The organism is Enterobacter sp. SA197, assembly GCF_054131575.1.
This window is the reverse complement of record NZ_CP096393.1, coordinates 2,604,158-2,627,533: the sequence shown is the minus strand read 5'-3', so window position 1 is coordinate 2,627,533 and position 23,376 is coordinate 2,604,158. Positions and strand designations below refer to the sequence as shown.

At 54.3% G+C, this 23,376-nt stretch carries 19 protein-coding genes; 12 read left to right on the top strand and 7 right to left on the bottom strand.

The features are described from left to right. Positions 1–48: 48 nt before the first annotated feature. Positions 49–1,746: a methyl-accepting chemotaxis protein gene (locus tag M1D91_RS12280; RefSeq protein WP_437433519.1), complete on the top strand. Its 1,698-nt coding sequence runs from the start codon at positions 49–51 to the stop codon at positions 1,744–1,746. Between the two features lie 205 nt (positions 1,747–1,951). On the opposite strand, the gene M1D91_RS12275 is transcribed toward M1D91_RS12280, so the two are convergent. Both M1D91_RS12275 and M1D91_RS12270 read right to left on the bottom strand, forming a co-directional pair. Then, positions 1,952–4,249: an FdhF/YdeP family oxidoreductase gene (locus tag M1D91_RS12275; protein WP_437433518.1), complete on the bottom strand. Its 2,298-nt coding sequence runs from the start codon at positions 4,247–4,249 to the stop codon at positions 1,952–1,954. Between the two features lie 129 nt (positions 4,250–4,378). Beyond that, the gene (locus M1D91_RS12270) at positions 4,379–5,302 is read right to left on the bottom strand and encodes a LysR substrate-binding domain-containing protein (RefSeq protein WP_437433517.1); all 924 of its coding nucleotides are present in this window, start codon (positions 5,300–5,302) and stop codon (positions 4,379–4,381) included. Between the two features lie 291 nt (positions 5,303–5,593). On the opposite strand from M1D91_RS12270, the gene hglS reads away from it, so the two are divergent. Both hglS and M1D91_RS12260 read left to right on the top strand, forming a co-directional pair. Then, on the top strand, positions 5,594–6,937 hold the full coding sequence (hglS, locus tag M1D91_RS12265; protein ID WP_437433516.1) for a 2-oxoadipate dioxygenase/decarboxylase HglS: 1,344 nt from the start codon (positions 5,594–5,596) through the stop codon (positions 6,935–6,937). A gap of 41 nt (positions 6,938–6,978) precedes the next feature. Continuing rightward, positions 6,979–8,487: a carboxylesterase/lipase family protein gene (locus M1D91_RS12260; RefSeq protein ID WP_437433515.1), complete on the top strand. Its 1,509-nt coding sequence runs from the start codon at positions 6,979–6,981 to the stop codon at positions 8,485–8,487. On the opposite strand, the gene M1D91_RS12255 is transcribed toward M1D91_RS12260, so the two are convergent. After that, a complete protein-coding gene (locus M1D91_RS12255) occupies positions 8,484–9,326 on the bottom strand; it encodes a LysR family transcriptional regulator (protein WP_437433514.1) in 843 nt (280 codons plus the stop codon). The two genes, M1D91_RS12260 and M1D91_RS12255, sit on opposite strands and share 4 nt — an antisense overlap. Before the next feature lie 111 nt (positions 9,327–9,437). Here M1D91_RS12255 and M1D91_RS12250 point away from each other — a divergent pair, with 111 nt between their 5' ends. The 4 genes from M1D91_RS12250 to rimL all read left to right on the top strand — a co-directional run bounded on the left by M1D91_RS12250 (position 9,438) and on the right by rimL (position 13,903). Beyond that, positions 9,438–10,607, top strand: a complete 1,170-nt coding sequence (locus tag M1D91_RS12250) for a methionine aminotransferase (protein ID WP_437433513.1) — start codon at positions 9,438–9,440, stop codon at positions 10,605–10,607. 11 nt (positions 10,608–10,618) lie between these two features. Continuing rightward, a complete protein-coding gene (locus M1D91_RS12245) occupies positions 10,619–11,395 on the top strand; it encodes a transporter substrate-binding domain-containing protein (protein WP_437433512.1) in 777 nt (258 codons plus the stop codon). 249 nt (positions 11,396–11,644) lie between these two features. Next, a complete protein-coding gene (locus tag M1D91_RS12240) occupies positions 11,645–13,300 on the top strand; it encodes a glucan biosynthesis protein D (protein ID WP_437433511.1) in 1,656 nt (551 codons plus the stop codon). A gap of 48 nt (positions 13,301–13,348) precedes the next feature. Next, entirely contained in the window at positions 13,349–13,903 is a 555-nt protein-coding gene (rimL, locus tag M1D91_RS12235) for a 50S ribosomal protein L7/L12-serine acetyltransferase (protein ID WP_437433536.1), read from the top strand. Here the strand turns inward: rimL and ydcK are convergent. Further along, on the bottom strand, positions 13,895–14,875 hold the full coding sequence (gene ydcK / locus M1D91_RS12230; protein WP_437433510.1) for a YdcK family protein: 981 nt from the start codon (positions 14,873–14,875) through the stop codon (positions 13,895–13,897). The genes rimL and ydcK overlap by 9 nt on opposite strands. Positions 14,876–15,010: 135 nt before the next feature. Between ydcK and tehB the strand changes: the two genes are divergently transcribed. Next, entirely contained in the window at positions 15,011–15,604 is a 594-nt protein-coding gene (gene tehB, locus M1D91_RS12225) for a tellurite resistance methyltransferase TehB (RefSeq protein WP_437433509.1), read from the top strand. Here tehB and pepT read toward each other — a convergent pair. Next, entirely contained in the window at positions 15,601–16,830 is a 1,230-nt protein-coding gene (pepT, locus tag M1D91_RS12220; RefSeq protein ID WP_437433508.1) for a peptidase T, read from the bottom strand. The two genes, tehB and pepT, sit on opposite strands and share 4 nt — an antisense overlap. 117 nt (positions 16,831–16,947) lie before the next feature. On the opposite strand from pepT, the gene M1D91_RS12215 reads away from it, so the two are divergent. After that, positions 16,948–18,543 carry an ABC transporter substrate-binding protein gene (locus M1D91_RS12215; RefSeq protein WP_437433507.1) on the top strand — a complete coding sequence of 532 codons (1,596 nt, stop codon included), beginning with the start codon at positions 16,948–16,950 and terminating at the stop codon, positions 18,541–18,543. Between the two features lie 172 nt (positions 18,544–18,715). Next, positions 18,716–19,378, top strand: coding sequence for a DUF3313 domain-containing protein (locus tag M1D91_RS12210; protein WP_437433506.1), 663 nt, complete (start codon positions 18,716–18,718; stop codon positions 19,376–19,378). 36 nt (positions 19,379–19,414) lie between these two features. Here M1D91_RS12210 and M1D91_RS12205 read toward each other — a convergent pair whose 3' ends face one another. After that, the gene (locus tag M1D91_RS12205) at positions 19,415–20,311 is read right to left on the bottom strand and encodes a DMT family transporter (RefSeq protein ID WP_437433505.1); all 897 of its coding nucleotides are present in this window, start codon (positions 20,309–20,311) and stop codon (positions 19,415–19,417) included. Positions 20,312–20,483: 172 nt separating this feature from the next. Here M1D91_RS12205 and M1D91_RS12200 point away from each other — a divergent pair, with 172 nt between their 5' ends. Further along, complete coding sequence (locus M1D91_RS12200; RefSeq protein WP_437433504.1) at positions 20,484–21,356, top strand: helix-turn-helix domain-containing protein; 873 nt, start codon at positions 20,484–20,486, stop codon at positions 21,354–21,356. Here the strand turns inward: M1D91_RS12200 and M1D91_RS12195 are convergent. Further along, complete coding sequence (locus M1D91_RS12195; RefSeq protein ID WP_437433503.1) at positions 21,336–22,502, bottom strand: benzoate/H(+) symporter BenE family transporter; 1,167 nt, start codon at positions 22,500–22,502, stop codon at positions 21,336–21,338. The genes M1D91_RS12200 and M1D91_RS12195 overlap by 21 nt on opposite strands. A gap of 92 nt (positions 22,503–22,594) precedes the next feature. Here M1D91_RS12195 and M1D91_RS12190 point away from each other — a divergent pair, with 92 nt between their 5' ends. Further along, positions 22,595–23,167 carry a helix-turn-helix domain-containing protein gene (locus tag M1D91_RS12190; protein ID WP_437433502.1) on the top strand — a complete coding sequence of 191 codons (573 nt, stop codon included), beginning with the start codon at positions 22,595–22,597 and terminating at the stop codon, positions 23,165–23,167. Positions 23,168–23,376: the final 209 nt, after the last annotated feature.

Below are 23,376 nucleotides of genomic sequence, written 5' to 3'. Positions count from 1 at the left end.
TTTTTACAGGCGTGTTTTACGCTTCTTACTATAAGAGAGTCGAAAGCCATGGATAAAACAGCAGCGATGCTCAGAACGCAAGGCATTGGATTTATGCACAATATTCGGTTGGTTCCCCTATTTGCAGCAATTTTAAGTGGTATTTTGTTGTTGTTTGCGTTGAGTTCGGGATTGGCAGGGTACTTTCTGATTCAGGCGGATACGGATCAGCAGGATTTGACCCAGGAGATGCAGGTTCGCATGGGGTTGTCTAACAGCTCTAATAATTTACGAATTGCACGTATTAGCCTGATCCATGCCGGTGCGGCCAGCCGCATTGCCGAAATGGAAGAGATGAAAAAGAACATTGCTGATGCGGAAAAACGCATCGGGCAGTCAAAAGAGGGTTTCAAAGCCTATATGGACCGGGCGGTTAAAACGCCGGAAGATACGGCGCTGGATGCCGAACTGACCACCCGCTTTAATGCCTATGTCGACGGCATGCAACCGATGCTGAAATATGCCAAAAACGGCATGTTTGAAGCGATCATTAATCATGAAAATGAGCAAGCGCGCGTACAGGATGCCTCGTATAACGAAGTCCTGCTAAAAGCCATTAAGATCCGTACCGAGCGGGCAAGCCAGCTCAGCGCGGATGCTCACTCCCGCACCCAGCTGGGCCTGGTCTTTATGGTCATTGCCTTTGCCGTCGCTCTGGTGCTAACCCTCATCACCTTTATGGTTCTGCGTCGTGTGGTGATTAATCCATTGCAACGCGCGGCACTGCGCATTGAGAAAATCGCCGCGGGCGATCTGACCGTTGCTGAAGAAGCGGCAGGTCGCAGTGAAATTGGCCGTCTGACCCAGGACTTGCAGGCGATGCAGCAGTCGCTGGTGAAAACGGTCTCCACCGTGCGCGATGGTGCCGATGAAATTTACCGTGGCACCAGCGAGATTTCAGCAGGTAATACGGATCTCTCTTCCCGTACTGAACAGCAGGCTGCCGCTATCGAGCAGACGGCTGCCAGCATGGAGCAGCTCACCGCAACCGTGAAACAGAATGCCGACAATGCGCACCACGCCAGCAGCCTGGCGCGTGATGCCTCCGGTAAAGCTGTGAAAGGGGGAGAAATTGTCGATGGCGTGGTGCAAACCATGAGCAATATCACCACCAGCTCGAAGAAAATTTCCGAAATCACCGCAGTCATTAACAGTATTGCTTTCCAGACCAACATCCTGGCGCTGAACGCGGCGGTTGAAGCGGCGCGTGCCGGTGAGCAGGGGCGCGGGTTTGCGGTGGTGGCAAGCGAAGTACGTAACCTGGCAAGTCGCAGCGGTCAGGCGGCGAAAGAGATTGAAGCCTTGATCAGCGAGTCGGTGAATCTGATTGGGAAAGGATCCAACGAAGTGCTGGCGGCAGGTGAAACCATGGATGAGATCGTGACGGCGGTAAAACGCGTTACCGATATTATGCTGGAAATTGCCGCTGCTTCGGATGAGCAGAGCAAAGGCATCACGCAGGTAAGCCAGGCCATTACGGAAATGGATAACGTGACGCAGCAGAATGCCTCGCTGGTGGAAGAAGCAACGGCGGCGGCAAGCTCACTGGAAGAGCAGGCGGCTCGTCTTACCGAAGCCGTAGGCGCGTTCCGCGTCAATACCTCCAGCGCACAACGCATTGAACGTGCGCCATCCGCACCTGGCAAAACCTTTACCCCCCAGCGCCCGGCCACCGCAGGCGGCGGCGATAACTGGGAAACGTTCTGATAAATTCAAGACCAACCGTTAAAAGGGCCGTAAGGCCCTTTTTTTATCCCTAACCGACAGAGATAGACGCACGAACACCTTGTATCCTGACCTGTCAAACCATGTTGCTGCGAATGAGGTCAACAGCCGATGTCGTTGTGAACGGCGGGGGTAGGCCTGTGGGGATTATTAAATTAATGCCCGCACATAGCGGGCATTAAATCAGTCAGGCGATACGTAAGCTGTCCGTAATACGTGACGGTGTCACAACAACAGGAATGGATTTTGAAGTGGGCGTGCCGGTGCCATCACCAAAGCGGGTGAGCGGCACTAACGGGTTCGTCTCAGGGTAATAGGCCGCAAGGTTGCCGCGGGGAATGGCATAAGCCACGACTTTAAACCCCTCTACACGACGCTCGATGCCGTCAGCAGCTAGTGTGGCGATATCCACGCGATCGCCATCGTTTAATCCCAGAGCCTGAATGTCTGCTTCATGCATAAAGAGCACATCGCGTTGACCGTACACCCCACGGTAGCGGTCGTCGAGGCCGTAAATGGTGGTGTTGTACTGATCGTGAGAACGCAAGGTTTGCAGCACAAAAGGTGCATCAGCCTCCGGGCATACGGCAAGCGGTAACGGGGCGGAACTGAATTCGGCTTTCCCGGATGGCGTCGCAAAGTTCAGTGCCGCTGCGTTATTACCCAGCCAGAAGCCGCCCGGCTCATCACAACGCACATTAAAGTTCTGGAATCCGGGGATCGTAGCGGCAATGTGATCGCGAATCAGGTCGTAATTATCCGCCAGCGCCAGCCAGTCAAGTCTCTCTGCGCCAAGGGTGGCGTGAGCGATACCGGCGACAATTGCTGTTTCGGAACGCTGATTTTCAGAAAGGGGTTTGCCGATGCCTTCAGAAGCGTGGACCATGCTGAAGGAGTCTTCCACGGTGACATACTGGCGACCGCTTGCCTGAATGTCTTCTTCAGTACGTCCAAGGGTAGGCAGGATCAGCGACGCCGCGCCAGGCATCAGATGACTGCGGTTCAGCTTGGTACTGATATAAACCGTCAGCCCGCAGCGGGTCAGGGCTTCACAGGTCAGAGGCGTGTCAGGCGCGGCGGCGGCAAGATTACCTCCCAGCGCGATGAGCACTTTTACTTCATTGCGGAGCATGGCCTGAATGGCCTCGACCGTATGATGTCCAGGCTCGCGAGGTGGGTTGAAATGAAAGTGGCGCGCCAGGCTGTCGAGCAGCGCAGCAGACGGCTTTTCATCAATGCCCATCGTGCGGTTGCCCTGCACATTACTATGGCCCCGCACCGGGCAAAGACCCGCGCCAGGTTTGCCCAGGTGCCCACCGAGCAACTGCAGGTTAACAATCTCGCGAACGGTATCGAGAGAGTGTTTGTGCTGCGTTATCCCCATTGCCCAGGTGCAAATCACCCGTCGGGCATGCTGCCAGACCGCTGCCGCGTCGCGCAGTTGTTGTTCGCTTAAACCGGACTGCGTTTCGATGGTGTCCCAGCCGGTGGCATCAATTTGCGCAAACCAGCCTGCAATACCGTTCGTGTGCTGCGCAATAAAGGCGTCGTCAAAAATGCCCGGTTCTCCGTTGGCCAGTTTCTGGCGCTGGGTTTCCAGCAGCGCTTTCGCCATGCCTCTCACGGCAGCCATATCACCGCCGAGGTTAGGCTGGTAGTAATCGGAGCTGATGGTGCCCGCCATCGGTGTCACGACCTCAAGCGGCTTCTGGGGATCGGCAAAACGCTCAAGCCCACGCTCGCGCAGGGTATTAAACGTCACGATACGGGCGCCACGGTCCGCTGCATGTCGCAGACTATGCAGCATGCGCGGGTGGTTAGTTCCGGGGTTTTGCCCAAAGACGAAAATGGCGTCAGCCTTTTCAAAATCGTTAAGGTGAATCGTCCCTTTACCGACGCCAATACTGCGTTTCAGGCCTGCGCCGCTGGCTTCATGGCACATATTGGAACAATCCGGGAAATTATTGGTACCCATCATGCGGCCAAAAAGCTGGTAGAGATAAGAGGACTCGTTGCTGGCGCGCCCGGACGTATAGAGCTCGAGTTGATTGGGATTGTCCAGCGCGTGCAAATGCTGCGCAATCAGTGCAAACGCGTCCGGCCAGCTGATGGGCTCGTAGCGATCGGTGTGGCGGTTGTAGCTTAATGGCTCCGTCAGGCGTCCCTGGTATTCAAGGAAATAATCACTCTGGCGGTTGAGTGATTCAACGCTGTGTTGCGCAAAAAAGTCGGCACCAATCTGTCGGCGGGTCGCCTCCCAGGTCACGGCTTTTGCACCGTTTTCGCAAAAGCTGAAGGTGCTTTTATTGTCGTCACCCCAGGCACAGCCGGGGCAGTCGAAGCCGCGCGATTTGTTCATACGCAGGAGATTGCGCATGTTCCTGAGGGCATTTTTGCTATCGAAGACAAAGCGGGTGGTCGCTTCCAGTGACCCCAGTCCACCTGCGGCAGCGTGATAGGGTTTGATGGCAGTTTTGAATTTCATGTGGTTTTCCGGACAGCGGATTGCTTACCGTTAAGTGTACGCCTCTTAACAACAATCTTTTATCAACAACCAACATTTAGCAGATAATTAACACAATTTTTACCCGTTGCGTCAGGAAACCGCCACCAATCAATCCGGTACGGTTTTACGGATGGCGTTAATCAGGGACTGTACGCCCGCTGAGAGCGGGGCATCGACGCGGGTGATAATACCGATGGGATCGCCCACGCCCGCAGGCATAATGGGCAGCGCCACCAGTGAACCCTGACGAAGATCGTTTCTAACCGCCCCGGACGGTACAAACCAGACGTAATCAAAATTAGCGGTCAGCTGACGGGAGAGCGAAGCCGATAACGTCTCAATACAGCCCGTGGGCAGTGAACAGCCCTGGCTCTGGAGTAAATCCTCCGCGTTCTGGCGCGGCACGGTGCCGGTGGGCAGCACCACAACAGGCCACTCCAGCACACGGCTGAGGGTAATGGTGGTGTGCAACAGAGGATGATCCGGGCGGACGACAAGCTTGAGCGACTCCAGAAATAGCATCTCATAGTTAAGCCCGCTCATCATTTCCGGGTCGGACATCCGTCCAATGCCCATGTCCAGCTCTCCGGATTTTAACCCGGCCAGCAGCATTGGATTATTGGTCGTCGCCACCTGGAGATTAAGGTCGGGCTGGAGTTTATGCACCTGTCCTATTACCTCCGGCAGAATACCCAACGCCGCAGTCGGCAAGGCACCTATGCGGATCACGGCATTATTTTGTTCCGGCTGATAGTTCAGTGACTGCCCGGCTGTATTGAGCGCATCCAGAACCCGGATGGCATGGGTGAGAAATTGTTCGCCGACAAGCGTCAGCTGGGCACCCAGCCGACCCCGTTCAAGGAGACGGGTGCCGGTTAGCTGCTCCAGTTCATTCAGTGTTTTTGACAGTGCTGGCTGACTGAGCTTAAGGGTTTCAGCCGCACGCCCCAGAGTACCCTGCTGGGCGACGGCGACAAATGTATGCAAATGGCGCAAGCGGATGCGCTGAGAAAACAGACCGTTTTTTTCCATAAGATGATCTAAAACGAAGCGATGCCTGTGACAAGTAGAGTTGTTTAATTTTGATAACTTGATAGCAAAATATTTTTAACATTTAATCTTCTTAAGTTACAAACACATTTTGTATGCAGTGTGACCTTACCCGCATCTTTTTCGGGGTCTATTCATAATCTAGGGTTATGCAAGCTGCCGAAATAACAGCATTTTTCGAGTTACGCCGCGATCACAGTTTGTAAATTCTCCCTCACGGGCCTGAAAGGGCTTTCCTACACTCCAGGTAACAGACACCGGAGGTAATACAACATGGCGATCCCCATCACGGCTGATGATATTCGGGAGCAATTTTCGCAGGCGATGTCAGCGATGTATCAACAAGAAGTCCCTCAGTACGGCACCCTGCTGGAGCTGGTGGCTGACGTTAATTTGTCAGTGCTGGAAGACAACCCCCGTCTGCACGAACAGCTCGTCAATGCCGATGAGCTGGCCCGTCTGAACGTGGAGCGCCACGGCGCGATCCGCGTAGGAACAGCTGAAGAGCTCTCCACGCTGCGGCGAATGTTTGCCATTATGGGGATGTTCCCGGTGAGTTATTACGATCTCTCTCAGGCAGGGGTCCCGGTTCATTCAACGGCGTTTCGCCCCATTGATGACGCGGCGCTGGCACGTAATCCGTTTCGCATTTTTACCTCTTTGTTGCGTCCTGAATTGATTGAAGATGCAGGATTACGGGATAAAGCGACGGCCATTTTACGCAAACGGGATATTTTTACCCCGGCCTGCCGCGAGCTAATCGGGGTGTGGGAACGGGAAGGGGAATTCAGTGAAACCCAGGCGGCCGATTTTGTCCGGGAGGCGCTGGAAACCTTCCGCTGGCACCGTCAGGCCACGGTGGATGAAGAGACCTATCACGCGTTGCATAATGAACACCGGTTAATAGCGGATGTGGTCTGTTTCCCCGGCTGCCATATTAACCACCTGACGCCACGAACGCTCGACATCGACAGGGTGCAGGCGCTGATGCCGGAATATGGCATCGAACCGAAGATTCTGATTGAAGGCCCACCGCGCCGGGATGTGCCGGTGCTGTTACGCCAGACCAGTTTTAAAGCGCTGGATGAACCCGTGCAGTTTAAAGGCGAGCATTCAGGCACCCATACCGCACGCTTTGGGGAGATTGAACAACGCGGCATCGCGTTAACGCCAAAAGGCCGTGCGTTATATGACAGGCTGCTCGCTGAAGCGGGAACCGGTAAAGACAATCTGACCCATCAACTGCATCTGCAGGAAGTTTTTAAACCGTTCCCGGACAGCGAAATGCTGTTACGCCATCAGCAACTGGCCTGGTTCCGCTATCGCCTGACCCCGGCTGGTGAGGCGCATCGGCATGCCATCCGGCCCGGCGATGATCCGCAACCGCTGATTGAACGCGGGTGGGTAAGCGCACAGCCGATTATCTATGAGGATTTTCTTCCGGTAAGCGCCGCGGGTATTTTCCAGTCTAATCTTGGCAATGAAACCCAACAGCGCAGCCACGGCAATGCCAGTAAAAAGGAGTTTGAGGCCGCATTGGGGTGCGAAGTGCTGGATGAGTTCGTGCTGTATCAGCAGGCGGAGGCGCGCAGTAAACGACGTTGCGGTCTCTTGTAAAACCGGTACTCTGAAAGGATGTTCATCAACAGGATGTTGTTATGGAAAACCCTAACGCGCCACTGGTTTTAACCCGACAGGGCACCGTTGTGGGTGTGACTGACGGCGGCTGCCATATCTGGCGTGGCCTGCCTTATGCCGAACCGCCGGTGGGAGCGTTGCGCTGGCGTTCACCGCAGCCCGTTAAGCCCTGGAATGGGGTCCGTCTTGCAGACAGCTTTTCCGCCTCAGGCTGGCAGAACAGCGAAAGCTGCACGCACCTTGCCGGAGGCGACCCGGGGCGGCTGTCGGAAGATTGTCTGTATCTCAATGTCTGGTCACCAGTGGAACGGCATAAGCCACTACCGGTAATGGTGTGGCTTCATGGTGGCGGCTTTACTATGGGGGCCGGCGACCTGCCCCCCTACGATGGAAAGGCGCTTGCGAGGCGAAATGTCGTGGTGGTGACGCTCAACTATCGTCTTGGTCATCTGGGCTTTTTTGCCCATCCGGCGCTGGAGGGTGAAGAGGGCGAGACGGTTTGCAACTTTGGCCTGCTCGACCAGATTGCCGCATTGCAATGGGTGCAGGAGAACATTGCCGCATTTGGTGGGGACGCCGGTAACGTGACGGTGTTTGGGGAATCGGCGGGGGCACGCAGCGTGATGTCGCTGATGGCCTCTCCGCTGGCAAAAGGATTGTTTCACAAAGGGATTATTCAGAGCAGTTATACCCTGCCTGACACACCACTTGCGGCGGCCAAAGCGAAGGGGGTTGCCGTGGCGCGCCACTTTGGTTTTGAGCAGGCGACGGCGGAGCAGTTACGTTCACTACCCGCAGAGCAGTTCTGGCCACTGATGTCGCCGTTGAAAATTGCCCCCACGCCCATCTGTGGCGATCGGGTATTACCGGAACCGATGATGGACGTCTTCTTCGCAGGACGCCAGCATCCACTCCCGGTCATCATAGGTTCGAACAGCGACGAAGCCAGTGTGATGGCCGAATTCGGGGTCGATCTCGCCGGGCAGATTGACAAACTGCGCCGTGAACAGCGCCTTGGCTTTGGGATAATTAAATTACTTTACCCAGGGGTAAAAGGGGATCGGGAGCTTGGGCGTCAGGTGTGCCGCGATATGGCCTTTACCACGGCAGGACTGGTGGTGATGCAGGCGCAGCAGCGGGTAAGACAACCCTGCTGGCGGTACTGGTTTGATTATGTCGCCGAAGCTGAGCATGACACTTACGCCAACGGTGCCTGGCACGGTAACGAGGTGCCTTATGTGTTTGATAACCTCACCCTGACCGAACCGGCCCGCCGCTATGTCAACAAACGAGATCGCGCATTTGCCGCCCACGTAGCCGATTACTGGGTCAGCTTTGCTCGTCATGCCAGCGCCCGTAACGTGACGCTGGCGGGGCCTGTGCCGTGGCAGGCAAGTGTGAAGGGGCGCGACAGGCTGCTACGTATTGGGCTGAATAAACATGCAGGATTTCGCATGGTTAATCGGTTTATGAGGGCGCGGCTGAGCTTCTTTAAGCGCGTCATGCGCCACCATGTAAAACTCGATTAACCGTGGAGTAATCCAAGGCGCAATGCCGCCAGGAGAGCGGCATTGCTGCCTGATTCCCGCATCACCAGGCGGTAACTTGCCCCTGTTTTCACGCTCTGTTTCCACGGCCTGAGCAGCCGTCCCATGCGAATATCTTCTTCCACCAGCGTTTCATCGGCGATGGCGATGCCGAGCCCCTGTATCGCCGCGGTGATCGCGAGATCCATGGTGTCGAAGTGTTGATTTTTTTTCATGACAAACTGCACGTTATCCTGTTTTGCCAGCCACAACGACCAGTCGGTTTTATCCCGGGTGGGGTGCAGAAGGGTTAAATGCTCCAGGGATGGGGTATCTGCAAACATTGCGCCCATAACGGGCGTCAGGGCTTCGTCAAACAGCAGATCGCCTGCGCTGAAGTGCGTACCGAAGACGATGGCCGCGTCAAATGGCTCAGTTTTGAAGTTGACGCCATGATCGGTGGTGGTGGTGAGGGCTATCTCAATATCCGGGTAGTGGCGCTCAAGATGCAGCAGACGAGGGACCAGCCAGCGCATCGCACAGGTGGGGGCTTTGAGACGTACCACGGTCTGTTGCGCGCGCGCCTGTCCCGCGACGGTAAGCAGGTGCTCAAACGACGCACGCAGCTCCGGCAGCAATGCGCTGCCCTGCGGCGATAACCGTAAACCCCGAGCATGACGCTCAAACAAGGGGAAACCGAACCAGCCTTCGAGCGCCGCGATTTTCCGGCTTACCGCCCCCTGAGTCAGGCAAAGCGCTTTTGCCGCATGGGTAAGATTCAGGTGGCGGGCGGTCACCAGGAAGGCGTCAATGGCGTTCAACGGCAGATTACGGGGGGACATGGCGACTCCGGTATGCGTTTTTGTCATAGCTATTATGACAAGATTTCGATTGTCCGCTCAATGCACTTCTGGTTTGAATGGTTATGCACTTTATGACTAAAAGGAGTGAGAATGACTTTGCGTACCCCGGTGACATCCCGTTCAAAACTGCCTGATGTGGGCACCACCATTTTTACCGTTATCGGGCAGCTTTCCGCGCAGCACAACGCCATCAATCTCTCGCAGGGGGCACCCAATTTTCCGTGCGATCCGCAACTGGTTGCCGCCGTCACCCGGGCGATGCAGGCCGATCATAACCAGTATGCCCCCATGACCGGGCTGAGACCGCTGAAAGCCAGGATTGCGCAGAAAATCAGTGATCTCTACGGTACCGATTATGATGTGGACAACGAAATTCTGGTCACCGCCAGCGCCAGTCAGGGGCTCTATTCCGCCATCGGCGGTCTGGTGCACCCCGGGGATGAAGTCATCTATTTTGAGCCGTCGTTTGACAGCTACGCGCCCATCGTGCGCTTGCAGGGCGCTACGCCGGTCGCCATCAAACTGACGGTGCCGGACTTTGCCGTAAACTGGGATGAAGTGCGGGCCGCGATTACGCCACGCACGCGTATGATAATCATCAACACGCCGCACAACCCCAGCGGGCAGGTTCTCTCCGGGAATGACTTAACCGAGCTTGCGAGGATTACCCGCAATACTGATATCGTGGTTTTGTCTGATGAGGTTTACGAACATGTGGTTTTTGACGGACAGCCGCATCATGGCATGGCGACGCATCCTGAGCTTGCAGAGCGAAGCGTGATTGTCTCCTCTTTTGGTAAAACCTATCACGTGACGGGCTGGCGCGTAGGTTACTGCGTGGCTCCCGCCGAACTGATGGGCGAGATAGTAAAGGTCCATCAGTTCCTCATGTTTTCTGCCGATACGCCCATGCAGTACGCGTTCGCCGACCACATGTCTGATGCGCAGACCTGGCTTTCGCTGGCGGCGTTTTACCAGCGCAAACGTGACCTGATGCAGACGCTGCTGGCGGACTCGCCGTTTCACCTGTTGCCGAGTGCGGGATCGTTTTTCCTGCTGGCGAGCTACCGTCACTTCAGTGACGAAAGCGACAGTGACATGGTGAAAAGACTCATTACGGATTACGGAGTGGCCACCATTCCGCTGTCAGCGTTTTACACGGATGGGACGGATAACAAATTGATACGCCTCTCTTTCGCGAAGGATGAGGCGATGTTAAGAGCAGGCGCGCAGGCCCTGTGTCGTGTTAAGCCACGCTAAGGAGCGTAATCGTGAAAGTAAAAGCACTCTGTCTGGGCATGGGCATGCTTTGCTCATTATCGTCTTTTGCCGCCACACAACTGCGGTACGGGCTGGAAGCAGAATATCCACCGTTTGAAAGCCGCAATGCGGCCGGCGAGCTTGAGGGTTTTGATATCGAGCTTGGCAATGCCATTTGTAAAGCCGCTGCGCTGAAATGTAGCTGGGTGGAAACCTCGTTTGATGCATTGATACCGGGTCTGGTGGCAAAAAAATACGATGCCATAAATTCAGCCATGAACATTACCGGGCAGCGTCGCCAGAGCATTGACTTCACGCAACCCATTTACCGCATTCCATCACAACTGGTCGGCAAAGCAGGGGACGGCATGGCGGCGACCGCTGAAGGGCTGAAAGGAAAAACCATCGGCGTATTACAGGGTTCCATTCAGGAAACCTATGCAAAAGAGCACTGGGAAAAGCACGGTGTCATCGTGGTGTCTTATAAAGATCAGAATATGGCATGGAGCGATCTGCTCAATGGCCGTATTGACGCCTCGCTGGTGATGTCTGCGGCAGGCCAGGCAGGTTTTCTCAGCAAGCCGCAGGGCAAGGGGTTTGGCTTTATTGGCAAACCGGTGTCAGACGATACCATCCTTGGCAGCGGGATTGGGTTTGGGCTGCGTAAAGGTGACGAGGCCACCAAAAAGCAGCTTGATGCTGCGATTGAAAAAGTACGTGCTGACGGCACCATCAAAACGCTGGCGGAGAAGTACTTCCCAGGCATTGATGTTAGTGTCAGCAAATAATAAAGCCTTGCTGTTGTAACCCCTGCCGTCCGATGTCCGGCAGGGTTTTTTTTATACCTAACTTTACCTGTAATTAGGTCTCTTCCGATCGACAAAGATATTTCCCGCTTTGAGCAGATAATCACCATCCAACAATTGGATTCTTAACTGATTTTGTCTACAGTGTGCGGTCATAAATGTACTGAATTAGTCGCTGTTTCGCGGTTGCGCGAAATGTCATTTTTCGACCAAAAGGATAACTTCCAGGGCATGAATCGCAGACGTTTTATTAAAGCATCTATGGCGCTGGCCGCTGCGTGCGGAACGACAGGCGTGGCTTCTCTCTTTTCCCGCGCTGCGTTTGCTGCGGACGCCGGTATCGCCGATGGTCAAAGTCGTCGTTTCGATTTTTCCGTGTTGCAGTCAATGGCAAAAGATCTTGCGCAACAGCCCTGGGGCGGCGCGCCGCGTCCTTTGCCGGACACGCTCGCCAACCTGACCCCGCAGGCTTACAACAGTATTCAGTATGATGCCGCGCACTCATTATGGAATAACGTTGAAGAGCGTCAACTGGACGTGCAATTCTTCCATGTGGGAATGGGCTTTCGTCGGCGTGTACGCATGTTCTCACTCGACCCGGCGACGCAGCAGGCGCGTGAAATCCATTTCCGCCCTGAATTATTTAATTACCACGATGCTGGCGTAGATACGAAACAGCTGGAAGGGCAAAGCGATTTGGGGTTCGCCGGTTTTCGCGCCTTTAAGGCGCCGGAGCTGGCGCGTCGTGACATCGTCTCTTTCCTCGGCGCAAGCTATTTCCGCGCCGTGGACAGTACCTATCAGTACGGCTTGTCCGCCCGTGGTGCGGCCATTAATACCTTCACCGACACCCCGGAAGAGTTCCCGGATTTCACCTCATTCTGGTTTGAAACCGCGAAAGCGTCAGATACCACCTTCACCGTCTACACGCTGCTGGATAGCCCAAGCCTGACGGGGGCTTATAAATTCGTGATCCACTGCGAGAAGAGCCAGGTGATCATGGAGGTGGACAACCATCTCTTTGCCCGTAAAGACATCAAGCAACTGGGTATCGCCCCCATGACCAGTATGTTCAGCTGTGGCAATAATGAACGCCGCGTGTGCGATACCATCCATCCGCAAATCCACGATTCGGACCGCCTCGCCATGTGGGCCGGCAACGGTGAGTGGATCTGTCGTCCGCTGAATAATCCGCAGAAGCTGCAATTTAACGCCTATCAGGACAACAACCCGAAGGGCTTTGGGTTACTGCAGCTTGATCGTGATTTCACCCATTATCAGGACATTATGGGCTGGTACAACAAGCGTCCCAGTCTCTGGGTGGAGCCGCGTAACAAATGGGGTAAAGGTGCGGTCGGTTTGATGGAAATCCCGACCACCGGTGAAACGCTGGATAATATCGTCTGCTTCTGGCAGCCGGAGAAACCGGTGCGTGCCGGTGATGACCTTGCCTTCCAGTACCGTCTCTACTGGAGCGCCATGCCGCCGGTACGCTCGCCGTTATCCCGCGTGTATGCGACCCGTACCGGCATGGGCGGTTTCCCGGAAGGGTGGGCGCCGGGGGAACATTACCCACAAAAATGGGCGCGTCGTTTTGCAATTGATTTTGTCGGCGGCGATCTGAAAGGGGCGGCACCTCGCGGAATTGAACCAGTGATTACCCTCTCCAGTGGTGAAGCGAAACAGATTGAAATCCTGTACGTGGAGCCGTTTGACGGTTATCGCATCCAGTTTGACTGGTACCCGACCTCCGATTCTACCGAGACTGTCGATATGCGCATGTTCCTGCGTTGCCAGGGTGAAGCCATTAGTGAAACCTGGCTTTATCACTACTTCCCGCCTGCGCCAGACAAGCGCAATTACGTCGATGACCGTATTATGCGCTAATCCAGAACCCTCCCTCGGCAGAGGGAGGGTGAGTAACAGGAAGAGATGATGACGTTAAACGACAGTTTAATTGTGGTAGACGAGCACCTGGAGTTGCAGGCTATCGACGAACATTTTGTTCACGACCTGCATCAACTGATTATTAAGAATAAAGCGTGGCTTCAGCATTTCCTCGACTGGCCCCAGTATGTGACCTCTGTAGAACAGAGCCGCCAGACGGCGCAGAGCAATATGCTACTGCACCAGCGTGGCTACGCAAAAATGTTTGTTATCCTGAAAGACAACATACTGGTAGGGGTGCTCTCTTTTAACGCCATTGAGCCCACCAATAAGACGGGTTACATCGGTTACTGGCTTGACCAGGATTATCAGCGGCAGGGGATAATATCCGCCTCGTTACAGGCAGTGATCGCCTTTTACGCCAGCCGTGGTGATATTCGCCGTTTTGTCATCAAATGCCGGGTAGCGAATGCAGCCAGTAATCGGGTGGCGCTACGCAACGGCTTTATTCTGGAAGGTTGCCTGCGACAGGCTGAATTCCTTAACGGCGCTTTCTGCGATCAAAATATCTACGCGCGTATCGTCACGCCAGCGTCAGAGTAGTCCGGCAACCGGCGTGCGGGTAATATGCTGCATGCCATTAATGACCTTTCTGCCCCGCAGTAAAATTTGCTCGCCCTCCAGCCCCTGAATGCAGGCGTCATCGGTGACTTCAATATGATGCTCGATAATCACATTTCCCCTGACGCACGCGTTTCCCTGAATCACGACATCTTCATCTAACAGAACGGGGCCACCCTCAAGCCTCGCGTGTCCGCCTACCAGCACGTGATGCTTAAGGACAACATTGCCTTCAATGACGGCATGTTCTGCCACCTGTGAACTGTAACGTAAGGTAGGGATCGCATCCTCTTCGCGACCGGCCGTAATTCGCGCGTGACCATAAACTTTGGCGCAGTCGCACACCCAGACATCGTTAAGATCATTACCATCCAGAATGGCATAATCAAACACCTCAGCACGGTGCTCCACAAACGCGTAGTTCAGCATGGCATCACCATAAATTTGTGCCTGGTGAAGGACCCGCGTGTGGGTAAGCGTTGCACGATCATAAATTTGCAGCATCTGTTCACTGTCCAGGGTTAACCCTTTAGCGGCGATAATTTCACTGCCATGCAGAATGCGGGCATCGCCAAAAAGATGGCAGGCACCGCGCACCGTCGACGCCTGAACGGTGACGTTGTCACTTATTCTCGCACCATGACTTAACTGACAGCTATCAATCCAGGCATTATCTTCAATGAGAACCTCATGACAGACGACACAGGGCTGAGTCAGACGGGCATAACCGCTTACCCTGGCACCGGCAAACACCAGGCTGTTGACGTCATAAATCCAGCACGTACCGTCCTGGGAAAGCACGTTTTCATCCTCTACCCAACCGCCAGCCGTACCGGCCGTAACATCGCCGAAATCGGCGACCGCAATAATCTGCTGTAACGTGACACTCTGTTTCTCACCATTAAGGTGATAGCTGAACGCGCGGCGCTCATCACTGAGTCGATATTTTTTCATGGTTCATTTCCACTGTTTGCCAACGATAAACGTAGCAAACTTTGCGATACTGGCTATTGAATATGAAAACCAATAAAATGCATATTAAATGCAACTTTTAATTACACACCGCTTTTCGTTAAACAAGGATTTCTGATGACACCTTTTGATGACAATTACTTCACTGAGAAATATGGCTTAACCCGTACCCATTCTGAGGTGCTGAATGCCGTAAAATTCGTGCCTCCTGGTAAAACGCTGGACCTGGGTTGTGGCAGTGGCCGCAACAGTCTCTTTCTGGCGGCAAAGGGTTATGATGTAACAGCGTGGGATAAGAACCCGGCGGGCATCAGTAATATGGAACGCATCCGGCAGGAAGAGGGGTTAACCCACCTGCAAACGGCGGTGGTAGACCTGAATACACTCACCTTTGACGGCGAGTACGACTTTATTCTCTCCACTGTGGTGCTGATGTTCCTGGAAGCGAAAACCATTCCGGGCCTGATTGCTAATATGCAACGTTGCACAAAAGCGGGAGGGTATAACCTGATCGTGGCGGCGATGGATACCCCGGACTTTCCCTGTACGGTGGGCTTCCCGTTTGCGTTTAAAGAGAACGAACTGCGCAACTATTACGCCGGATGGGAAATGATTAAGTACAACGAAGACGTCGGCGAGCTTCACCGCACCGACGTCAACGGGAACCGTATAAAGCTGCGCTTTGCGACCCTGCTTGCCCGCAAGCCTTAACGGGCAGCCAGCAGACACAGCGCTCGGGCCACCTCATAAGATGCTTCGAAGGACTTCACGGGCAGGAACTCAAACGGCGAATGAAAGTTGTGGGCGCCCGTGAAGAAGTTTGGCGTCAGTAAGCCTTTGGCGGAGAGCGCCGCACCATCGGTACCGCCGCGCATCGGCGTCGGTTTCGGGGTGATACCCAGCGACGCCATCGCCGTAAACAGCAGATCCACAGCGCGACGGTCTTCGCCAAGCGCATTGCTGATGTTGCTGTAAATATCGGTGATGTCTATCTCCACGCGGGCCGTTGGATGCTGCAGGGCAATTTTCTGCGCAACGTCCCGCATCTCTGCTTTACGCTGTTCAAAGCGGGTAAGGTCAAAATCGCGGATGCTGGCGCTCAGTTTCGCATGCCCCTGAACGGCCTCCATACCATTAAACCAGACGTAGCCTTCGCGCCCTTCGGTGTTCTCCGGGGTCTGCTGGCGGTCGAAATGGCTAATGTAGTCCATCGCCATCAAAAGCGGGTTCACCAGTACACCTTTGGCAGACATCGGGTGCGCCGTCACGCCGGTAAAATGGACGGTGGCAGAGGCGGCATTGAAGTTTTCATAAACGATTTCACCCTTCTCGCAGCAGTCGATGGTCCAGGCAAAGTCGACATCGAACCGTTTCAGATCCAGCGCCTTAGCCCCCCGCAGCCCAACCTCTTCATCCGGCACAAACGCAACCACAATATCGCCATGTCGGTCAGCAGGAGTCAGATTCTCTAAAAGCTGCATCACCACCGTTACGGCCGCTTTGTTATCTGCGCCGAGTACGCTGGTGCCATCACTGAAAATGATCTCCTCACCGGGGTAGGCAAGGATCTCCGGGTGTTCGTTTGTCCGCAACCAGATGCCTTTCTCCTGATTAAGACAAAGATCATCGCCTTCAAAACGGAGAATTTGTGGATGAATATCCGGCGATAATCCGACGTCAACGGTGTCAATATGCGTGATAAAACCGACGCGCGGCGCACCGGCAACCGTCCCCCTTTTTACCGCGGTTACCGTTGCGTGCTCATCCAGTACGATCTCCTCTAAACCCAGAGCCTGTAGCTCCTGCGCCAGGGTGCGCGCCATCTCGAATTGCCCTGATGTGGTAGGCAGTGTGGTAGCACTGGCGTCACTCTGACTGGTGATGGCGAGATAGCGAAAGAAGCGTTGCGTTAATTGACTGGAGAGCGGCGATGTCATAGTGAATCCTTCTTTATTTGACTAATCAGGTGCTTGCAATATTACTTTAATGTTATTTATGGAAGGGAAAACGACAAGCACTATTTGGCACATGGACAAAAAACGACAGGAAAAAAGATGACTCGCAAACAGACAACAGTTGCATTGACCCTGATGGCATTAGCGGTGAGTTCCTCTGTGGCAGCGAAAACACTGGTCTACTGCTCCGAAGGAAGTCCGGAAAATTTCAACCCGCAGCTTTACACCTCGGGCACCAGCGTGGATGCCAGTGCCGTACCGGTTTACAACCGGCTGGTGGATTTTAAAGCCGGCACAACCGACCTTCAGCCGAGCCTGGCAGAACGCTGGGACGTCAGCGAAGACGGCAAGGTGTATACCTTCCATTTGCGTAAAGGGGTGAAGTTCCAGAGCAATAAATTCTTTACGCCATCGCGGGATTTTAATGCCGATGATGTCATTTTCTCGTTCATGCGTCAGAAAGACCCTAAACACCCGTATCACAATGTCTCTAACGGTAACTACTCCAACTTCGAAAGCCTTGAGTTCGGCAAGCTGATTACCGCGATTGACAAGGTCGATGATAATACCGTGCGCTTCACCCTGGCCCACCCGGAAGCGCCTTTTGTACCGGACCTGGCCTGGTATTTCGCCTCTATATTGTCGGCGGAATATGCGGATGCGATGCTAAAAGCCGGAACACCTGAAAAGGTGGATATGGAACCGATCGGGACCGGGCCGTTTAAGCTGGCACAGTACCAGAAAGACTCCCGCATTCTGTTTACCGCTTTCCCTGAATACTGGCAGGGCAAAGCGAAGATTGATCGCCTGGTGTTCAGTATTACCCCGGATGCCTCAGTGCGTGTGGCGAAGCTTGAGAAAAACGAATGTCAGGTTATGCCATTCCCTAATCCGGCTGATTTACCACGGCTGAAAGAAAACAAAGATATAACGCTCATGAGCAAAGCCGGACTGAACACTGGTTTCCTCGCCTTCAATACGCAAAAAGCCCCGCTGGACAACGTGAAAGTGCGCCAGGCACTGGCGCTGGCCATCAACAAACCGGCCATTATTAACGCGGTTTTCCAGGGGACCGGCACGGCGGCAAAAAATCTTTTACCGCCGGGTGTCTGGAGCGCTGACAGCGAATTGCAGGATTATCCTTACGATCCCGAGAAAGCGAAAGCGTTGCTGAAAGAAGCCGGATTGCCGGAGGGCACGACCATCGATTTGTGGGCTATGCCGGTTCAGCGCCCCTACAACCCAAATGCTAAACGCATGGCGGAGATGATTCAGGCAGACTGGGCGAAAGTGGGAGTCAATGCAAAAGTCGTCACCTACGAATGGGGTGAATATTTAAAACGGGTAAAAAGCGGTGAGCACCAGGCCGCCCTCATGGGCTGGACCACGGCGACCGGCGACCCGGATAACTTCTTTGGTCCACTGTTTACCTGCCAGTCGGCAGACGGCGGTTCAAACTCGGCAAAATGGTGTAATCAGGCCTTTGATAAGCTTATCAATGAGGCAAAAGCCATTACCGATCATGACAAGCGCGTGACGTTATACAAACAAGCGCAGCAGATGATGCATGACGAAATGCCCGCCGTCATGATTGCTCACTCCACTATATTCGAACCGGTTCGCAAAGAGGTCACCGGATATGAAGTCGACCCCTTTGGTAAACATATTTTCTATCAGGTAGATGTTAATAAATAAGCTAACGCTGCCGGTGCCCACCAGGGCATCGGCAGCGTTAATAAAGAAACATACAACAAATAAATATATTAATTTTCTGAAAGTTGAGCGTGGCGGTTTTTTTTCAGCAGCATTGTACTCGCCTGTTTGCTATAACATTTATGGCGTCTACACACTCAAAAAAGGACCTTCCATGCGTACTGTATATAAAGTTGCAGTGCTTACCGGGCTGCTCGCGCTTGCAGGCTGCGGCTCAAAAGTGACTCAACCGGAACAATACTCCGGTTTCTTAAAGGATTATTCAGGCTTACAGCAAACGACCTCCGCCAACGGTAAGCCCGTACTACGCTGGGTTGACCCGTCATTTGACGAAAGTAAATACGACAGCATTGTTTATCATCCGGTCACCTATTATCCGGTGCCGAAACCCACAGCGCAGGTTTCTCAACAAACTCTGGATGGTATTCTCACTTATACCAATACCAAACTGAAAGCCGCTGCGGCTCAACGCAAACCGCTGGTAACCTCTCCGGGCGCGCACAGCCTCATCTTCCGTGGTGCGATTACCGGTGTTGATCGCAATAAAGAAGGGATGCAGTTCTATGAAGTGCTGCCGGTGATGATGGTTGTTGCCGGTACGCAGGCGGCGACAGGACACCGCACTATGGAAACGCATCTCTTCTTCGAAGGCGAATTGATTGATGCCCAAACCAATAAGCCGGTCGTGAAGGTCGTTCGTCAGGCTGAAGGTAAAAATCTGAGTAATGAAAATGCACCAATGACCGTCGATACGCTGAAAAACGTAATTGATGACATGGTACTGGATGCAAAAATGTTTGAAGTGAAGCAGAAGTGATATGTTTTGCGCCATCCCTGCGGATGGCGCTCTCCTTTATGCAACCCGTCGGCGTAACAGTAGATTTCCCGGTCTGGCAAACATCACCAGGTTACCGGTCAGGATTAACACCAGCCCCATAATGCCGTTAGCGTGCCAGACATAGCCTTCATAAAGGGTGGAAAAACTCAGCGCCACCAGAGGAAACAGCAGGGTGCTGTAGGCCGCATTACTGGCACCTATCCTGCCCACCAGCGTGAAATAGGCACCGAACGCAATCACGGAACCAAAGAGAGCCAGATAGACCAGCGCGCCCAGATAGCTGAACGTCCATTCAGGCATGAAGCTGTCCCCCCGTACCAGTGCAATACACCCCATGATGAGGGTGCCATAACACATCGCCCAGGCGTTGGTCGTCATGGTTTCCAGCCCTTTGCGCTGATGGCGCATGCTCAGCATGTTACCCAGTGAGAAACCAAAGGTGCCGAGCATCGACAGACCGACACCCATCAGCAGCGAACTGCTGATCCCACTGGCCCGCAAATCCTCCCAGAACAGCGTCACCATGCCGATAAGTCCGAGCGCAGCGGCCGGGTAAAAACGAGCAGGGGGTTTTTGGCCAAAAAACAGAAAACTGTTTACCGCGTTGAACAGCACCGCCATGGAGAAAATGACCGACTCCAGCCCGGTATTGATCCATGCCGCTGCCGTATAAAAGCAGAGAAAGTTAAAGCCGAATACACAGCAGCCCTGCAGCAGACAGAACAGATGGTCCTGTAGCGCCAGTTTACGCAGCCGGCGCAGGGCGAGCAGCACCAGCATGATGGTGGCGGTGGCCAGCGCGAAGCGCCAGAAGATAGACACTGGTGCCGGAACGGTTCCCTGTTGCAGGAATATCGCAATCCACGTTGTTCCCCAGATAACCACCACCAGACAATATAAAAATGCGTTCATTGTTTTACCTTTTAAACCAGACCAGTCGTTAGTGTCGCGGCAATCTGCCGTCCGGGCTTGCATAAAGCCCGCCACCACTTGCAAATTCTTGCGCTTTTTTAGAGAAAGGCTGGCATCGCACAGCAGGAATTCATAGACTGCAATTCTGGTTACTTTTTTGTTACGTGCGTTTATGTCACCGAGCTATCAGGCCTTTGAAAATCTTAAACATCATAATGCCGTCCTGCATGATTCAGTGGCGTTGCACTCTGGTATTCAACTGGCGGCCTGGTCAAATAAACGCGATAACATTACGCAGTACTGCGATCACCATACCCTGAGCCTGTATGTGGCTGACGGGTATGAGAGCTACCATAAAACCGCATCGGGCTGGAAGAATGGCGGTGGGCCCGACCGGTTTTGCCTGCTGCCTCAGGAGAGCGAATCAAGCTGGGACATTCGTGATGACTTGTCCTTTGTCCACCTGTACTGCACCGACGCGCATTTGCGTGATATCGGGGAACGAATCTGGGACCGCAGCCCGGCCGCTTTTACCCTTGATGAAAAAACCTTTGCTCAGGATGAACGCATCACGCTGCTGTATCGCCAGTTCTTACTGGGCAGTAACTGGCATCAGAAAGCCAACCAGCTGACCTTCAGCACGGCATCAACCTTGCTGTTAACGCACCTGATCCAGCACTACAGCAGCGTGCAATGGCAGTTACCGACCGTAAAGGGCGGTCTGGCGCCGGCAGTGTTACGCCATGTAGTGGACTGGATTGAAGCACATCTTTCCCAGCCGCTTTTGCTCGCCGATCTGGCAGAACAGGCGGCGCTCAGCGAATACCACTTTGCCCGCATGTTCCGGCAGTCGATGGGGCTGGCACCGCATCAGTACGTGATGCAACGGCGCATGGCGCAGGCAAAAACACAATTATTAAACAGCGAGCTCTCGCTGACGGCGATTGCGATGGCCTGCGGTTTCAGTTCGCCGAGCCACTTCAGTAACCGTTTCCGAGCGGTATATGGCGTAACGCCGTCGCAATTACGTGCGACGCGTCCGTGACAGGGCGACATAACAGATACCGCCCGCCACCAGTCCCCAGAACGCCGAACCCACGCCCAGCAGGGTGATGCCGCTTGCCGTAACCAGAAAGGTGACCACCGCAGCGTCCCTTTCTTTCTCATGTGCCAGCGCCTGAAATAAGCTGCCGCCAATCGTCCCCAACAGCGCCACGCCGGCGAGCGTCTGGATCCAGCTTACTGGCAGGGCATTCAGCAAGGAGGTGATGGAACCGCCAAAGACGCCCGCCAGCAGGTAAAATCCTCCCGCCGCCACGGCGGCCTTCCAGCGTTGTTGCGCATCAGGATGCGCTTCCGGGCTCTGACAGATGGCAGCGGTGATCGCCGCAATGCAAATGGAGTAGACCCCAAACGGCGAGAGCAGCAGCGCCACGCCACCGGTAAAAATCATTAATGGCGAAACCGCAACCCGGTAACCCGCTGCCTGCATAGTGGCAAACCCGGGGGCATTTTGTGACGCCATCGTAGCGAGGAAAAAGGGGACACCAATGCTGAGCAAGGAGGCCGGATTAAAGACCGGACGCGTGAATTCAGGCACCACCAGCGAGAGGGTGAGATGCTCTGTGGCAAGATGCCCATTTAACCCGGCAACCAGTGCGCCAATAATCATTGTCGCAACAATGGCATAGCGAGGCGCCAGCGCTTTACAGATAAGCCAGGCCAGTAGCATACTGCCGCACATAACCACGTTATCTTGTACATTGCTGAAGGCCTGAAGACCAAAACGCAACAGGATACCCGCCAGCATCGCAGCGGCAAGCGTATGAGGAATGACTTTCATCAGTCGTGCAAACAGGCCCGTTATGCCGCAAAGCACAATCAGCGCATTGGCGAAAATGAAGATGCCGACGGCCTCGCCGGGAGACAAACCGTCCAGACTGGTCGCCAGTAAGGCTGCGCCCGGCGTTGACCAGGCGGTAAGGACCGGCATGCGATACCAGAGCGATAACGCGAGAGTACTGAACCCCATACCGATACCGAGTGCGGTCATCCAGCCCGCAATCTGCGAGGGCGTTGCCCCCGTGGCAGCCGCGGCCTGCCAGATGATGGCCGCGGAACTGGCGTAGCCAACGAGGACGGCGACAAATCCGGCCAGAAGGGAAGTAAAGGGGAACGATGAGACGCGCATACGGCTATCCTTGTGCGTTATAACATCCGTTAAAATTATCATTGTGCGCTATAGCGCACAAGCGAGACGAGCTACGTCTGAGAGGAGATATCATGGAATCGACGCGTTATCTGGCGGCTACGCTGAAAGCGTTGCGTCAGTCCCGCCGCTGGAGTCTCTCCCGGCTGGCTGAAGAAACAGGCGTTTCGAAAGCGATGCTCGGGCAAATTGAGCGTAATGAATCCAGCCCGACGGTTGCCACGCTCTGGAAGATAGCCACGGGTCTGAACGTGCCGTTTTCTGCTTTTATCGCGCCGCCTGAAGATGATATGCCTACGACCTACGATCCGGATCAACAGGCGATGGTGATTACCCCCCTGTTTCCCTGGGACGAGGTTCTGCGCTTCGATCACTTTTCCATCACCCTGGCACCGGGGGCCCGCAGTGAATCCACGCCCCATGAGCAAGGGGTGATTGAGCACGTCGTGGTGATTGCCGGTGAGCTTGATCTGTGTACTGAAGGGCAGTGGAAGGTGCTCAAAGCCGGAACGGGGGTGCGTTTCGCCGGTGACAGGCCGCATGCCTACCGCAATAGCTCCGCCCATACCGTCCATTTCCACTCGCTTATCCACTACCCAAAAGAAAAAGCCGCAAGCAAGCCTGCGGCAAAGAACGACGACGATTAACCACAACGTACAACGTGACGAGGAAATATCCGTATTACGTTTCATCTTCATACGGCCACCCGTTACCGTGGCGCCTGAGAAGATTTTCGCGTAATGAACCAAGGATAAATTCAACGAGCGGTGCTGGAAAATATCAATTTCGTCAATCCTTTGCCGCCATACGAAAAATGGCTTCTGGTGCAGGTGGTGAAACAGCAGGGAACTGACTA